Genomic DNA, 13,639 nt, shown 5'->3' with positions numbered 1-13,639 from the left:
CCTCCGGGCGGGACTGGCCGTTCCAGCCGCGCAGGGGAGGTGGCCGAAATGGTTGCGGACCTCCAGCGGCGTCAGCCGCCGGTTTCCCGGCTGGTGAGCTGGTCGAGGATGGCGCAGTGCGGGCTGTCATCGCCGGGGCAGCGCTCGATCAGCCCTTCCAGCGTGGCTTCGAGCGCGCGCAACTCCGCGATGCGCACGCGCACCGTGTCGAGATGGCCCTGCGCAACCTGGCGCACCTCGCGGCTGGCGCGGCCGTCATCGGAATAGAGCGCAACCAGCCGGCGGCATTCCTCCAGCGAGAATCCCAGGGACCGGGCCTGCGCGAGAAAGCGGAGCCGGTCGACCTCGCCGTTGCCGAAATCGCGGTAGCCGTTTCCGGCCCGGGCCGGCGTGACGAGGCCGATCTCCTCGTAATAGCGGATGGTCTTCACCGGCAGGCCGGAGGCCTGCGCCGCGGCGCCGATGTTCATCTCTGTCTCCTCCGGCGGAATGTCCGGACCCGCACGGCATGCGCGGGCGGGCTAGGTGTGTCCGCGGGCCGCCCCGGCGCGGGACGGTCCGCAAGGTCAGGCAGCCAGCACCGTCGCGGAATAGCCCGCTTCGGCGAGCACGGCGGTCAGCGCGGGCGCGTCGAGCCCGCTGCCGATCTCCACCTGGCGGCTGTCCTGGTCGAAGGCGAGGCTGGCCGCCGGATCGGCGCCCTTGACCGCCTTCTCGATGCTGGCGCGGCAATGGCCGCAGCTCATGTCGGGAACGCTGAATTTCATCGCTACACTCCTGTGTCTGTCCTGGCGATGTGGAGCCTCCAGCAGCTGGAAGGTCAAGGCCCGATGGCAATCCGCTTGGCACGGGCGCGGCTTCGTGATGATCTGCCCCCGTCCCGGAACGGAGCCGAAGATGACCTCACCCCTCGACCGGCTGGCCCGGCACATCCGCGAGCTGGAGGAAGAGCTCGAGGAGGAGCTGGCGGAGAAGCGCCGGATCTTCCGCTACCGGCTGGAGCGCCGCCGGGTGGTGTTCGAGGCCGACATGCTGGCGCGCCACCGCGCGGCACGCGAGAAGCTGGCGAGCTTCCTGGCGCGGACCCGGCTGTTCGTCGTGCTGACCGCGCCTTTCATCTATGCGCTGATCCTGCCGCTGGTGCTGCTCGATCTCTTCGTCAGCCTCTACCAGGCAGCCTGCTTCCCGGTCTACGGCATCCCGAAAGTGCCGCGGCGCGACTACATCATCCTCGACCGGCAGAGCCTCGCCTACCTGAACGGCCTGCAGAAGCTGAACTGCGTCTATTGCGGCTATGCCAACGGGCTGATCGGCTGGGTGCGCGAGGTGGCGTCGCGGACCGAGGCCTATTGGTGTCCGATCAAGCATGCGCGCCGCGTGGCCGAGCCGCATCTGCGCTATCCGGGCTTTGCCGATTTCGGCGACGAGGAGGATTTCCACGGCGGGTTGGAGGCGCGCCGCCGCGCCCTGCGCGATCCCGGGCAGCGCTAGAGACCCCGCCTTCCCGCGGAACTGCCGCCTTGCGCGGCACTGCGGCATCTGGCGCCGGAAAATAGCGCCGCGACGGTGATTTGGTCACCGATGCAGGAAATGCATTGTGTTAATGGAAGGTGACCAGAAACGCCTGCCGGAGTCCCGGAGCCAGACCATGACCGCCTGCCGCATCCTTCCCGCCCTGCCGCTGCTTGCCTTCCTCCTGATCTCCGCCGCGCCGCCCGGACGGGCTGGCACGCTGGCGCTGGAGCCTTTCGCCATCGCTGAATGGAAATCGGTCTATGCCACTGTCGAGCCGCGCCAGTCCATTCCCGCGCGCGCCCGCATCGGCGGCACGGTGGAGGCGCTTTCGGTTGTCGAGGGCGACCGGGTCGCGGCCGGGGCAGCCATCGGGCGGATCGTCGACGAAAAGCTCGACTTCCAGCTGGCCGGGGTCGAGGCGCAGCTGGCGGCGGCGCAGTCGCAGCTGGAAAATGCCCGCAACGAACTGACCCGCGGCGAGGCGCTGGTGGAGCGCGGCGTATCGACGGCCCAGCGGCTGGATGCGCTGCGTACCCAGGTCGACGTGGCCGAGGGGCAGATCCGCGCGCTGGAGGCGGAAAAGGCGCGGGTGGCGCAGATGCAGGCCGAGGGCGGGCTGCTCGCCCCGGCGGATGGCCTGGTGCTGACGGTGCCGGTGGCGGCGGGCGAGGTCGTGATGGCGGGCGAGGCGGTGGCGACGGTCGGCACCGGCGGCTTCTTCCTGCGGCTCAGCCTGCCCGAGCATTACGCGGACGGGCTTGCCGAGGGCGACACGCTGATGACTGGCGAGGGCAACGCCCTGGCAGAGGGACGGATCGCCCGGGTCTATCCGCAGATCACCGCCGGCCGCGTCGAGGCCGATATCGAGGTGCCGGGGCTGGCCCCGCGCTTCGCGGGCGCGCGGGTTGCGGTGCGCGTGCCGGTGGGCACCCGCGATGTCCTGGCCGTGCCGGAGGCCGCGCTGGCCCATCGCGGCGGGCTCGATTTCGTCATGGTCGACGGGCCGGATGGCCCGGCCGAGCGTGCCGTGCTGCCGGGCGGCAGCGTGACCGGCGCGGACGGTGCGGCGCTGACCGAGATCGTCTCGGGGCTGGCGGCGGGCGACGTGGTGGTGACCCCCGATGAGTGAGACGCCGGACATCCGCCATGAACGCCCGCTCGGCATTGCCGGGCGGCTGACGCAGTATTTCATAGCCTCGCCGCTGACCCCGCTCTTCCTGCTGGCGGCCTTCGTGGTCGGGCTGCTCGCGCTTGCGGTGCTGCCGCGCGAGGAGGAGCCGCAGATATCCGTCCCCATGGTCGACCTGATCGTGCAGGCCGACGGGCTGAAGGCCGAGGATGCCGCCAAGCTGGTCACCGAGCCGCTGGAAACCATCCTGCGCGGGATATCCGGGGTCGAGCATGTCTATTCCCGCACGCTCGACGACCGCGCGCTGGTCACCGCGCGCTTCCTGACCGGCACCGACGAGGACGAGGCGATTCTGCGCGTGCACGAGAAGGTCCGCGCCAATCTCGACCGCATCCCCGTCGGCATCCCCGAGCCGCTGATCGTCGGGCGCGGCATCAACGATGTCGCCGTCGCCACGGTGACGCTCTACCCGGCGGCGGGGGCCGGTGCCGTCAGCGCCGCCGACCTGACCCGGATCGCCCGCGAGGTGCAGATCGAGGTGTCGAAAATCGACGATGTCGGGCTTTCCTACGTCACAGGCGCGGTGGAGACCCGGCTGCGCATCGCGCCGCGGCTGGACCGTCTGGCGCTCTACGGCGTGACGCTGCAGGAACTGGCCGGCAAGGTGGAGGCGGCAAACCGCAGCTTCCCGGCAGGCAGCCTGCTGTCGCAGGGCAAGGCGGTGGAGATGGTGGCGGGCGGCACGCTGTCGGCGCCCGAAGAGATCGGCGCGCTGCCGCTGGTCACCCGCGACGGCCGCACCGTCTATCTGCGCGACCTCGCCGATATCGGCTTCACCGATGCGCCGGATTCGGCCCTGGTTTCGGCCCTGGTCGAGGGCGAGGGGGGCGCGGAACGGCGTCCGGCGGTCACGCTGGCCTTCGCCAAGCGCGCCGGGGCCAATGCGGTAACCGTGACCGAGGCGGTGTTCGACCGGATCGAGGCGCTGAGGGGCGAGGTCATCCCCGGCTCGGTGGAGCTGCGCGTCACCCGCGACTACGGCCACACCGCGCTGGAGAAGTCGAACGAGCTGCTGTTCCATCTCGGGCTGGCGACGCTGTCGATCGTCGGGCTGATCCTGATCGCCATCGGCTGGCGCGAGGCGATGGTGGTCGCCGTAGTGATCCCGGTGACGATCCTGCTGACGCTGTTTGCCGCGCAGATCATGGGCTACACGCTGAACCGGGTGTCGCTTTTTGCGCTGATCTTCGCGATCGGCATCCTCGTGGACGACGCGATCGTGGTGATCGAGAACATCACCCGCCACTGGGCGATGAATGACGCGCGCAGCCGCCCGCAGGCCGCCATCGAGGCGGTGGCGGAGGTCGGCAACCCGACCATCGTCGCCACGCTGACCGTGGTTGCGGCGCTCCTGCCGATGCTCTTCGTCTCGGGGCTGATGGGCCCTTACATGAGCCCGATCCCCGCCAATGCCTCCGCCGCGATGATCTTCTCCTTCTTCGTCGCAGTGATGGTGACGCCCTGGCTGATGGTGAAGATCGCCGGGCGCGGGCATGGGCACCATCATGAGGAAGGCGCGGGCGGCCGCATCGGCCATGTCTACCGCCGCCTGGCCGGACCGCTGCTGAAGAGCCGCGCCCGTGCCTGGGCCTTCCTGCTGGCGACGCTGGTGCTGACCATCGGCTCGCTCGGGCTGTTCTGGACCAAGGCGGTGACGGTGAAGCTGCTGCCCTTCGACAACAAGTCGGAGCTGTCGGTGGTGATCGACCTGCCGGAGGGGGCGGCGCTGGAAGCCACCGACCAAGCCGCGCAGATGGCGGCGCTGGCCGCGCTGGAGATCCCCGAGGTGACCGCGGCGGAGGTCTATGCCGGCACCGCCGCTCCCTTCGATTTCAACGGGCTCGTCCGCCACTATTTCCAGCGCCAGTCGCCGGAGCTGGGCGAGGTGCATCTGGGGCTGCTGCCCAAGGGCGAGCGGTCGCGGGAAAGCCACGAGATCGCGCTCGACCTGCGGGCGCGGCTGGGCGGGCTGTCCCTTCCGGATGGCGCTTCGGTCAAGGTGGTCGAGACGCCGCCCGGTCCGCCGGTCCTGTCGACGCTTCTGGCGGAGATCTACGGGCCCGATCCCGGGACCCGCCGTGCGGTCGCCGCCAAGGTCGAGGAGATCTTCCGCTCCGTCCCCTTCATCGTCGATGTCGACAACAGCTACGGGGTGCCCGCAACGCGGATCCGCGCTGTGCTGTCGGGCGACGACATGGAATATTACCGCGTGCAGGAAAGCGACGTCTTCGACACGCTGGCGCTGCTGAACCAGTCCAAGGTGATCGGCTATTCGCATCGCGGCGAGGGCCGTGCGCCGGTGCCCATCGTGCTGGAACGCCCGCGGGCGGAGCACGTCCCCGGCGCGGCCATGCTGGGCGTGCCGGTCCCGGCCAACGCGCTGCCCGGCGGGCGCGGCGTGGTCGAGCTGGGCGATGTCGCGCGCCTGCAGGAAGAGACCGCCTCCTTTCCGATCTACCGCCGCAATGCCCGTGCCGCCGAGATGGTGACGGCGGAGCTGGCCGGGCAATACGAGGCGCCGCTCTACGGCATGCTGGCCGTGCAGGAGGCGATCGACGCCGCCGATTGGGGCAGCTTGCCGAAGCCTGTCATCTCGCTGCACGGCCAGCCGCAGGACGAACGTGCGGCAACGCTGCTTTGGGACGGCGAATGGGACGTGACGTGGATCACCTTCCGCGACATGGGCGCGGCCTTTGCGGTGGCGCTTCTGGGCATCTACGTGCTGGTGGTGGCGCAGTTCCGGTCCTTCCGGCTGCCGCTGGTGATCCTGACGCCGGTGCCGCTGACGCTGGTCGGCATCCTTGCCGGGCACTGGATCTTCGGCGCGCCCTTCACGGCGACCTCGATGATCGGCTTCATCGCGCTGGCGGGGATCATCGTGCGCAACTCCATCCTGCTGGCGGATTTCATCGGCAGCGCCCGCAGCCCGGGCCGTCCGCTGCGCGAGGTGGTGCTGGAGGCGGGCAGCGTCCGCGCCCGGCCGATCCTGCTGACCGCGCTGGCGGCAATGATCGGCGCGGCGGTCATCCTGGCCGATCCGATCTTCCAGGGGCTGGCGATCTCGCTGCTCTTCGGCCTGGCCTCCTCGACGCTGCTGACGCTGCTGGCGATCCCGGCGGTCTATGTCGCGCTGAAAGGGGCGGACTGACCCCGGCGCGGTCCCGTGCGGGCCGCGCTAGCCTTCCTTCGGGCCGAGAAAGCGGTCGAGCAGGATGTCGGTGACGTCGGCCACCGTCTCCCGCGCGGTTTCGGGTCCGGCATCGGCAACATCGAGCAGCGCGACCATCGCCTCGGCGCCGGTCGACGCAGTCAGCATCCGCGCCAGCTTTCCGCGTTCGGCCTCGGCCATTCCGGTCCCGCCCTCCGCCAGCGCGCGCTCGTACATCGCCATCCGCCGCCCGCCGCGCCGGATCTTCGCGCCGCCGCTTTCTGCCGCCGAAGAGGTCAGCGCCATGCCGAGGAAGCGGCGGAAGGCAGGCTCGTTGGCGAGGGCGAGGTCGAAGAAATACAGTGTCACCGCCTGCAGCCGCCCACGCAGATCCGCGGCCCCGGCCGTGATCTCCTCGTAGGGCAGCACGGACAGGTCCAACCCGGCCTCGGCCGCCAGCATCGCCGGATCCGAGAAATAGCGGTAGGCTGTCGCCTTCGAAATGCCGTGCCGTTCCGCCGCCGCCGCGACTGTCACCGGCAGCCCCTCGGCCATCAGCGTCCGGGCTCCGTCTAGGATCGCCTTGCGCGTCCGTTCCTTCTGGGCGTTGCGAACCATGCCTGTCCTTTCATGAGACACTTGTCTTACGATGGGAATATGGTATCGTCCGAATCGTCAAATGGCAATTTTCCCGGAGCAAAAGATGACGACCCGTTCCAGAAAGTATAACGTTCTGAACATTCTCATGAATTTCCATGCCTTTCCCGAAGATGTGCAGGGCAAGTACTGCCTCGTCGAGGCGCTGGTCCCGGTGGGGGCTGGGGCGCCGCCGAACCACCATGCCGGCGAGACGGAGGCCTTCTACATTCTCGAGGGCCAGGTCGGCTTCATGATCGACGGCGTGGAACGGCTGGCCCGCGCGGGCGAGCATGTGGTGATCCCGGACGGGGCGGTGCATGCCTTCAAGGCGGTCGGCGATGCCCCGGCGCGGATGCTGATCCTGAACGCGCCGGGCAAGATGCACGACGCCTTCTTCACCGGCATCGGCACCGCGCTGCCGGACAGCCAGACCGCGCTGCCGGAGCCCGGCATCCCGGACATCCCGATGGTGCTGGCCAAGGCGCGCGAAACCGGCATGACGATCCTCGAACCGGCGTGATCCACCCGCGGCGGGCGGCCCCGGCGGCCCGCCGCATGTCTGCCCGGACCGGGCCCCTGCAGGGCAGCGCCGCGATCCCGTGTCATGGAAGTTTCACTTTCGCCGCCTCATATTTCCAATATACGTGAAATATGGAAAAAGCGATTCCCCACCAGTTTGCCATTCTCGGCCATGCCCGCCGCCTGGAGGTCTTCCGGCTGCTGATGCGCCGCTATCCCGACCGCATTCCGGCCGGCGAGCTCGGCGACATCCTCGGCATCAAGCCCAGCACCCTGTCCTCCTATCTCTCGGCGCTCTGCGGCGCCGGCCTGGTGGTGCAGGAGCGGGCGGGGACGTCGCTTCTCTACTCCATCCGCATGACAAGCGTGCAACGGCTCTTCGGCGCGCTCTTCGCCGATTGCTGCCGCGGCCGCGCCGATCTCTGCCTGCCCTTCAGCACTGGACCTGTCCCCATGACTGACCGCAAATACAGCGTGCTCTTCATCTGCACCGGCAATTCCGCCCGGTCGATCTTCGCCGAATCCATCCTGCGCAAGCTCGCCGGAGACCGGTTCGAGGTCCATTCGGCCGGCACCAGGCCCCGGTCCGAGCTGAATCCCTTCGCGCTTAAGGTGCTGGCCGACAAGCGCCACGATGTCGGCATCCTGCGCGCCAAGAACGTCTCGGAATTCTCCGGTCCGGATGCCCCGCCGCTGGATTTCGTCTTCACCGTCTGCAACCAGGCGGCCAACGAGGACTGCCCGGCCTGGGACGGCCAGCCGGTCAGCGGCCATTGGGGCATGCCCGACCCGGTGAAGGCCGAAGGCACCGATGCCGAGAAGGCTCTGGCCTTCCAGCAGGCCTATGGCGCGCTGAAGAACCGGGTCGAGGCCTTCGTGGCGCTGCCGCTGGAGACGCTCGACCGGATCTCGCTGCAGGCCGCCGTGGACGATATCGGCCGCATGTCCGCAGGAGAGAGCGCATGACCACCTACGCGCTGAACGGCCTCGGCCGCATGGGCAAGCTGGCGCTGAAGCCGCTGCTGGAGAGGGGGGCCAAGCTTGCCTGGATCAACGACGCGGTTGGCGATCCCGAGATGCACGCGCATCTGCTGGAATTCGACACGGTGCATGGGCGCTGGGACGCGGAATTCGCCCATGACCGCGGCAGCGTCACCGTCAACGGCACGCGGCTGCCCTTCATCGGCACAGGGGCGATCGCCGATCTGCCGCTCGGCGGCGTCGACGTGGTGATCGACTGCACCGGCGTCTTCAAGTCCGAGGCCGCGCTGGCCCCCTATTTCGCCGCCGGGGTGAAGAAGGTCGTGGTCTCGGCCCCGGTCAAGGACGGGCCGACCGCGAACATCGTCTGCGGCGTCAACGATGCCAGCTACGATCCGGCCGTGCACAGCATCGTCACCGCGGCCTCCTGCACGACGAACTGCCTGGCGCCGGTGGTGAAGGTAATCCACGAAAGCCTCGGCATCCGCCACGGCTCGATCACCACGATCCACGACGTGACCAACACCCAGACCATCGTCGACCGTCCGGCCAAGGACCTGCGCCGCGCGCGCTCGGCGCTGAATTCGCTGATCCCGACCACCACCGGCTCGGCCACGGCGATCACGCTGATCTATCCCGAGCTGGAGGGGCGGCTGAACGGCCATGCGGTGCGCGTGCCGCTGCTGAACGGCTCGCTGACCGACTGCGTCTTCGAGGTGGAGCGCGCAACCACCGCCGAGGAGGTCAATGCGCTGTTCGAAGCCGCGGCCGGGGGTCCGCTGAAGGGCATTCTCGGCTACGAGACCCGTCCGCTGGTCTCGGCCGACTACACCAACGACCCGCGCAGCTCGGTCATCGACGCGCCCTCGACCATGGTGGTGAACGGCACGCAGGTGAAAGTCTATGCCTGGTACGACAACGAATGGGGCTATGCCAACCGGCTGGCGGATGTCGCGCTGATGGTCGGAGCCTCGCTGTGACGGAGCGGTCCGCGGGACTTTCGGCCTACGCTGCGGTGACGGCGGCCTACTGGGCCTTCATGCTGACCGACGGCGCGCTGAGAATGTTGGTGCTGCTGCACTTCCATTCGCTGGGCTTCTCGCCGGTGCAGCTGGCCTATCTCTTCCTGCTCTACGAGGTGGCGGGGATGGCGACCAACCTGGCGGCGGGCTGGATCGCGGCGCGCTTCGGCCTGGCCTCCACGCTCTATGCCGGGCTCGGGCTGCAGGTCGCCGCGCTGCTGTCGCTGGCGCAGCTCGAGCCAAGCTGGTCGGTGCCTGTCTCGGTGGCCTTCGTGATGTGCGTGCAGGGCGCGTCGGGCGTGGCCAAGGATCTGGCCAAGATGTCGTCGAAATCCGCGGTCAAGCTGCTGGCGCCTTCCGGCGGGGGCGGACTCTTCCGCTGGGTGGCGGTGCTGACCGGATCGAAGAACGCGGTGAAGGGCCTGGGCTTCCTCCTTGGCGCGGTGCTGCTGGCGGGGGCGGGCTTCGTCCCCGCGGTTCTGGCGATGGCGGCGGTTCTGGCGGCGATCCTCGCCGCGGTGGCGCTGCTGATGCCGCCGGGGCTGCCGCGCGGCCGCAAGGGCGCCAAGTTCTCCGAGGTGCTGTCGGACTCGGCCAACGTGAACTGGCTTTCGGCGGCGCGGGTGTTCCTGTTCGGCGCGCGCGACGTGTGGTTCGTGGTTGGCATCCCGATCTATTTCTACGCCGTGCTCTCGGATGGCAGCGAGGCCGGGAACCGCGCGGCCTTCTTCATGATCGGCAGCTTCATGGCGGTCTGGATCATCCTCTACGGCGCGGTGCAGGCGGCGGCGCCCCGCATCCTGCGCGCCGCGTCGCGCCCCGAGGGCGAGCTGATCCGTGCCGCCCGCGGCTGGGCGGCGGGGCTTGCGCTGGTGCCGGCCGCGCTGGTGGTTGCCGTGCTGCTGTCGCCTGCGCCGACGCCTTGGCTGACCGGGCTGCTGGTGGCCGGGCTCCTGGCCTTCGGCGCGGTCTTCGCGGTCAATTCCTCGCTGCATTCCTACCTGATCCTCGCCTTCTCGAAATCCGAGCGGGTGACGATGGATGTGGGCTTCTACTACATGGCCAATGCCGGAGGCCGCCTGTTGGGCACGCTGCTCTCGGGGCTGACCTACCAGGCCGGCGGGCTGCCGCTGGTGCTGGGCACGGCGGCGGTCATGGTCGGGCTCTCGGCGGGCTTCGCCGGGCAGCTGCGCGACCGGCCTGCCGACGCCCCGGCCTGAGCCGTCCCGGGGCCCCGTCTCAGAGCTCGGCCACGCTGTGGTCGAGGATCCGGCATTTCCAGCTGTCGATCTGCCAGCCGGGATGGGTCTGCGTCCATTGCGCCAGCTCGGACTGGCCGTGGACCATGCAGGTCATCATGCCGATATCCTGGTAGAGCAGGCTGCGGTTCTCGCAATGGCCGTCGCCCGTGGCGAAGCAGGCGATGAAGACTAGTTCGATCATGGCGGCCTCCCTCAGCAGCGCGAATAGGCATGCGCCCAGAAATTGCGGTTGGGCATCGGATCGGTGGTGCGGGTCCGCCTGAGATAGCGCCCGCCGAGCCGGTAGGCCTCTTCCTCGCCGAAATTCCGGCAGGCCCAGTTCGCGGGTTCACCGGCCTGCCACTGCAGGTGATGGACCAGCTCGTGCAGCAGCACCTCGCGCCAGACCGGGTTTTCGTAGGGGTCCTCGAAGTCGTCGGCGCCGTCGAAAGTGGCGGCGGCCAGGATGTAGATCCGGCCGTCCGGTCCGTCGGTGGCAGCGTAGAGCGCCTGGATGCGCTCGTCCTGCCCGTCTTCCGGGATGAGGTAGGGATGGTCGGCGTAGAATTCCCGCGTCAGGGCGCGCGGCGTCATTTCTGCAATCTGAGGATGTGGCATGCCGGACGTGTCCCGGCCGGTCTCTTCCGAAATCCATTCGAGCAGGGCGTCGATCAAAAGCTCCATTGCAAAGTCCTCCGTCTATCCGCCTAAAGTATCAGTTGACACCAGCGGAAGTCATGGGGAAGTCATGAGATCCGCCATGAAAATTTCTGAAATCGCCTGATTTCCATGTGAACTCAGCAACATGTCGTGAATCTGCCGTGAATCGTCTCCGCCGGGGTGGCGGCTGCCATTTTTGCGGGCAGTCCGGATTCCCGCCTCGGCGACGGACGACTCGGGCGCCTCGGCGCATTGACCGCGATCAAGGCGCGGCCATGGATCGCGGCCTAGCCTCGCAACCAAAGGGAGAGGACGCAGCCATGGACACGCAAGTCGGGGAACGCGCAGCCAGCCTGATCTGGTTCGAGGATCTGTCGAAGGAGGACGTGCCGGAAGTCGGCGGGAAGAACGCCTCGCTCGGGGAAATGGTGGCCAAGCTCGGGGCCGAAGGCATCCGTGTCCCGCCGGGCTTCGCCACCACCGCCGATGCCTATCGCCGCTTCGTCGAGGCCAACCGGCTGGAGCCGGTGCTGGCGGACCTGCTGGCGCGGCTGGAGGACGGGCGGCTGCCGCTTGCCGCCGCCGGCCGCCGGATCCGCGCCGCCGTGGCCGAGGGCGTCTGGCCTGCCGAGACGGAGGCCGCGATCCGCGCCGCCTATCGCGAGCTCGGCGCGCGGACCGGGGCAGCGGAACCTTCGGTTGCCGTGCGTTCCTCGGCCACGGCCGAGGACCTGCCCGATGCCAGTTTCGCCGGCCAGCAGGAGACCTTCCTGAACATCCGCGGCGAGGAAGCGCTGCTGGCCGCCTGCCGCCGCTGCTATGCCTCGCTCTTCACCGACCGGGCGATCACCTACCGGCGGCTGAAGGGGTTCGGCCAGCTGTCGGTCGCGCTCTCGGTGGGCGTTCAGCTGATGGTGCGCTCCGATACCGGCGGGTCCGGCGTGATGTTCTCGCTCGACACGGAAAGCGGCTTCGACCGGACCGTGCTGATCAACGCCGCCTGGGGGCTGGGCGAGACCGTCGTGCAGGGCGCGGTCAGCCCGGACGAATACCAGGTCTACAAGCCCTTCCTGTCCGACCCGTCCCTGGTGCCGATCCTGCACAAGGCGCTCGGCGCGAAGGAGATCAAGATGATCCACGGCGCCGGGGAGGACTCGCCCACCCGGACCGTGCCGACCTCCAGGGCCGAACGTGCCGCCTTCGTGCTGTCGGATGCCGAGATCCTGGAGCTGGCGCGCATGGCGGTGAAGATCGAGGCGCATTACGGCCGCCCGATGGACATGGAATGGGCGCGCGACGGCGGCACCGGGCGGCTCTACATCGTGCAGGCCCGGCCCGAGACCGTGGAGTCGCGCCGCGAGGCGGGGGCGTTCCGGACCTACCGGCTGGGCAAGACGGGGAAGACGCTGCTCAAGGGGCTGAGCGTCGGCGGCGCGGTGGCCACGGGCGAGGTCTGCCTGCTGGAAAGCGCCGCGGACATCTCCCGCTTCGTCGATGGCAGCGTGCTGGTGACCTCGACCACGGACCCCGACTGGGTGCCGGTGATGAAGCGCGCCGCCGCCATCGTCACCGACCATGGCGGCCGCACCTCGCACGCCGCCATCATCAGCCGCGAACTGGGGGTGCCGGCTGTGGTCGGCACCGGCAATGCGACGCAGATCCTGCATGACGGACAGGAGGTGACTGTGTCCTGTGCCGGCGGCGACGAGGGCGCGGTTCTGGCCGGGCGGGCGGAATTCACGGTCGAGGAGACCCGGCTCGATGCGGTGCCGCGGACGAAGACCAAGATCATGCTCAACATGGCCAACCCGGCGGCGGCGGCGCGCTGGTGGCGGCTCCCGGCGGACGGGGTGGGGCTGGCGCGGATGGAATTCGTCATTTCCAACGAGGTGAAGGTGCATCCCCTGGCGCTGGCGCGCTATAATGACCTGCCCGACGGCCCGGAGCGCGACGCGGTCGACCGGCTGACCCGCGGCTACGGGGACCGCCGCGACTACTTCGTCGAGACGCTCGCCCGCGGCCTGTCGCGCATCGCCGCCACGTGGCACCCCAATCCGGCGATCATCCGGATGAGCGATTTCAAGACCAACGAATATGCCGAGCTGCTGGGAGGGCGCTTTTTCGAGCCGGAGGAAGAGAATCCGATGATCGGCTTCCGCGGCGCCTCGCGCTACTATTCCGAGGCCTATCGCGACGGCTTCGCGCTGGAATGCCGGGCGATAAGGCGGCTGCGCGAGCAGATGGGGTTCAGGAATGCGGTGGTGATGATCCCGTTCTGCCGCACGGTGGGCGAGGCGGACCGGGTGCTGGAGGTCATGGCGGAAAACGGCCTGAAACGCGGCGAGAACGGGCTGGAGGTCTACGTGATGTGCGAGATCCCCGCCAACGTGATCGAGGCCGAGGCCTTTGCCGAGCGGTTCGACGGCTTCTCCATCGGCTCGAACGACCTGACCCAGCTGACGCTGGGCATCGACCGCGATTCCGAGGCGCTGAGCGCGCTTTTCAGCGAGCGCGACCCGGCGGTGCTTTGGATGATCGAGACGGTGATCGCCAAGGCCCGGAAGGCAGGGCGAAAGATCGGGCTCTGCGGCCAGGCGCCCAGCAACCATCCCGATTTCGCGCGGCTGCTGGTCAGGGCGGGGATCGACTCGATTTCGGTCACGCCCGACAGCTTCCTTGCCGTGAAGGCGCATGTGGCAGAGGCCGAGGCGGAGGGCTGATCCCG

General features: G+C 68.9%; 13 protein-coding genes. 8 read left to right on the top strand and 5 right to left on the bottom strand.

The features are described from left to right. Positions 1-71: 71 nt before the first annotated feature. Entirely contained in the window at positions 72-470 is a 399-nt protein-coding gene (locus tag HCC78_RS16550) for a Cu(I)-responsive transcriptional regulator (protein WP_172329904.1), read from the bottom strand. A 96-nt stretch (positions 471-566) separates the two neighbouring features. Continuing rightward, entirely contained in the window at positions 567-767 is a 201-nt protein-coding gene (locus HCC78_RS16545; RefSeq protein ID WP_172329903.1) for a heavy-metal-associated domain-containing protein, read from the bottom strand. 130 nt (positions 768-897) lie between these two features. Here HCC78_RS16545 and HCC78_RS16540 point away from each other — a divergent pair, with 130 nt between their 5' ends. The 3 genes from HCC78_RS16540 to HCC78_RS16530 all read left to right on the top strand — a co-directional run bounded on the left by HCC78_RS16540 (position 898) and on the right by HCC78_RS16530 (position 5,852). Further along, a complete protein-coding gene (locus HCC78_RS16540; protein ID WP_172329902.1) occupies positions 898-1,491 on the top strand; it encodes a hypothetical protein in 594 nt (197 codons plus the stop codon). Positions 1,492-1,648: 157 nt separating this feature from the next. Further along, on the top strand, positions 1,649-2,644 hold the full coding sequence (locus tag HCC78_RS16535; RefSeq protein WP_172329901.1) for an efflux RND transporter periplasmic adaptor subunit: 996 nt from the start codon (positions 1,649-1,651) through the stop codon (positions 2,642-2,644). Then, positions 2,637-5,852 (top strand): efflux RND transporter permease subunit, encoded by a 3,216-nt coding sequence (locus HCC78_RS16530; RefSeq protein ID WP_172329900.1) that lies wholly within the window; start codon positions 2,637-2,639, stop codon positions 5,850-5,852. The genes HCC78_RS16535 and HCC78_RS16530 overlap by 8 nt, the downstream gene beginning before the upstream one ends. 27 nt (positions 5,853-5,879) lie before the next feature. On the opposite strand, the gene HCC78_RS16525 is transcribed toward HCC78_RS16530, so the two are convergent. Continuing rightward, positions 5,880-6,470 carry a TetR/AcrR family transcriptional regulator gene (locus HCC78_RS16525; protein ID WP_172329899.1) on the bottom strand — a complete coding sequence of 197 codons (591 nt, stop codon included), beginning with the start codon at positions 6,468-6,470 and terminating at the stop codon, positions 5,880-5,882. Between the two features lie 85 nt (positions 6,471-6,555). Here HCC78_RS16525 and HCC78_RS16520 point away from each other — a divergent pair, with 85 nt between their 5' ends. From HCC78_RS16520 to arsJ, 4 genes are all read left to right on the top strand, one after another. After that, a complete protein-coding gene (locus HCC78_RS16520; protein WP_253949211.1) occupies positions 6,556-7,011 on the top strand; it encodes a cupin domain-containing protein in 456 nt (151 codons plus the stop codon). 131 nt (positions 7,012-7,142) lie between these two features. Beyond that, entirely contained in the window at positions 7,143-7,976 is an 834-nt protein-coding gene (locus tag HCC78_RS16515; RefSeq protein WP_172329897.1) for an ArsR family transcriptional regulator, read from the top strand. After that, the gene (locus HCC78_RS16510; RefSeq protein ID WP_172329896.1) at positions 7,973-8,971 is read left to right on the top strand and encodes an ArsJ-associated glyceraldehyde-3-phosphate dehydrogenase; all 999 of its coding nucleotides are present in this window, start codon (positions 7,973-7,975) and stop codon (positions 8,969-8,971) included. The genes HCC78_RS16515 and HCC78_RS16510 overlap by 4 nt, the downstream gene beginning before the upstream one ends. Beyond that, complete coding sequence (gene arsJ, locus HCC78_RS16505; protein WP_371743849.1) at positions 8,968-10,233, top strand: organoarsenical effux MFS transporter ArsJ; 1,266 nt, start codon at positions 8,968-8,970, stop codon at positions 10,231-10,233. Before HCC78_RS16510 ends, arsJ begins: the two co-directional genes overlap by 4 nt. A gap of 19 nt (positions 10,234-10,252) precedes the next feature. Here the strand turns inward: arsJ and HCC78_RS16500 are convergent, their stop codons facing one another. Together HCC78_RS16500 and HCC78_RS16495 are read right to left on the bottom strand one after the other, a co-directional pair. After that, positions 10,253-10,456, bottom strand: a complete 204-nt coding sequence (locus HCC78_RS16500) for a hypothetical protein (protein ID WP_172329894.1) — start codon at positions 10,454-10,456, stop codon at positions 10,253-10,255. Positions 10,457-10,467: 11 nt separating this feature from the next. Next, positions 10,468-10,938: a hypothetical protein gene (locus tag HCC78_RS16495; protein ID WP_172329893.1), complete on the bottom strand. Its 471-nt coding sequence runs from the start codon at positions 10,936-10,938 to the stop codon at positions 10,468-10,470. Between the two features lie 296 nt (positions 10,939-11,234). Here HCC78_RS16495 and ppsA point away from each other — a divergent pair, with 296 nt between their 5' ends. Further along, positions 11,235-13,634: a phosphoenolpyruvate synthase gene (gene ppsA, locus HCC78_RS16490; RefSeq protein WP_172329892.1), complete on the top strand. Its 2,400-nt coding sequence runs from the start codon at positions 11,235-11,237 to the stop codon at positions 13,632-13,634. The last annotated feature ends 5 nt before the right edge of the window (positions 13,635-13,639 follow it).

Source organism: Mangrovicoccus sp. HB161399, from assembly GCF_013184745.1.
Lineage (GTDB): Bacteria > Pseudomonadota > Alphaproteobacteria > Rhodobacterales > Rhodobacteraceae > Mangrovicoccus.
This window is presented reverse-complemented; position numbering and strand designations above follow the sequence as displayed.

Excerpts from the sequence above, each read along its gene's own strand:
- HCC78_RS16550 (WP_172329904.1), bottom strand. The coding sequence starts at position 470 with ATGAACATCGGCGCCGCGGCGCAGGCCTCCGGCCTGCCGGTGAAGACC.
- HCC78_RS16545 (WP_172329903.1), bottom strand. The coding sequence starts at position 767 with ATGAAATTCAGCGTTCCCGACATGAGCTGCGGCCATTGCCGCGCCAGC.
- HCC78_RS16540 (WP_172329902.1), top strand. The coding sequence starts at position 898 with ATGACCTCACCCCTCGACCGGCTGGCCCGGCACATCCGCGAGCTGGAG.
- HCC78_RS16535 (WP_172329901.1), top strand. The coding sequence starts at position 1,649 with ATGACCGCCTGCCGCATCCTTCCCGCCCTGCCGCTGCTTGCCTTCCTC.
- HCC78_RS16530 (WP_172329900.1), top strand. The coding sequence starts at position 2,637 with ATGAGTGAGACGCCGGACATCCGCCATGAACGCCCGCTCGGCATTGCC.
- HCC78_RS16525 (WP_172329899.1), bottom strand. The coding sequence starts at position 6,470 with ATGGTTCGCAACGCCCAGAAGGAACGGACGCGCAAGGCGATCCTAGAC.
- HCC78_RS16520 (WP_253949211.1), top strand. The coding sequence starts at position 6,556 with ATGACGACCCGTTCCAGAAAGTATAACGTTCTGAACATTCTCATGAAT.
- HCC78_RS16515 (WP_172329897.1), top strand. The coding sequence starts at position 7,143 with ATGGAAAAAGCGATTCCCCACCAGTTTGCCATTCTCGGCCATGCCCGC.
- HCC78_RS16510 (WP_172329896.1), top strand. The coding sequence starts at position 7,973 with ATGACCACCTACGCGCTGAACGGCCTCGGCCGCATGGGCAAGCTGGCG.
- HCC78_RS16500 (WP_172329894.1), bottom strand. The coding sequence starts at position 10,456 with ATGATCGAACTAGTCTTCATCGCCTGCTTCGCCACGGGCGACGGCCAT.
- HCC78_RS16495 (WP_172329893.1), bottom strand. The coding sequence starts at position 10,938 with ATGGAGCTTTTGATCGACGCCCTGCTCGAATGGATTTCGGAAGAGACC.
- ppsA (WP_172329892.1), top strand. The coding sequence starts at position 11,235 with ATGGACACGCAAGTCGGGGAACGCGCAGCCAGCCTGATCTGGTTCGAG.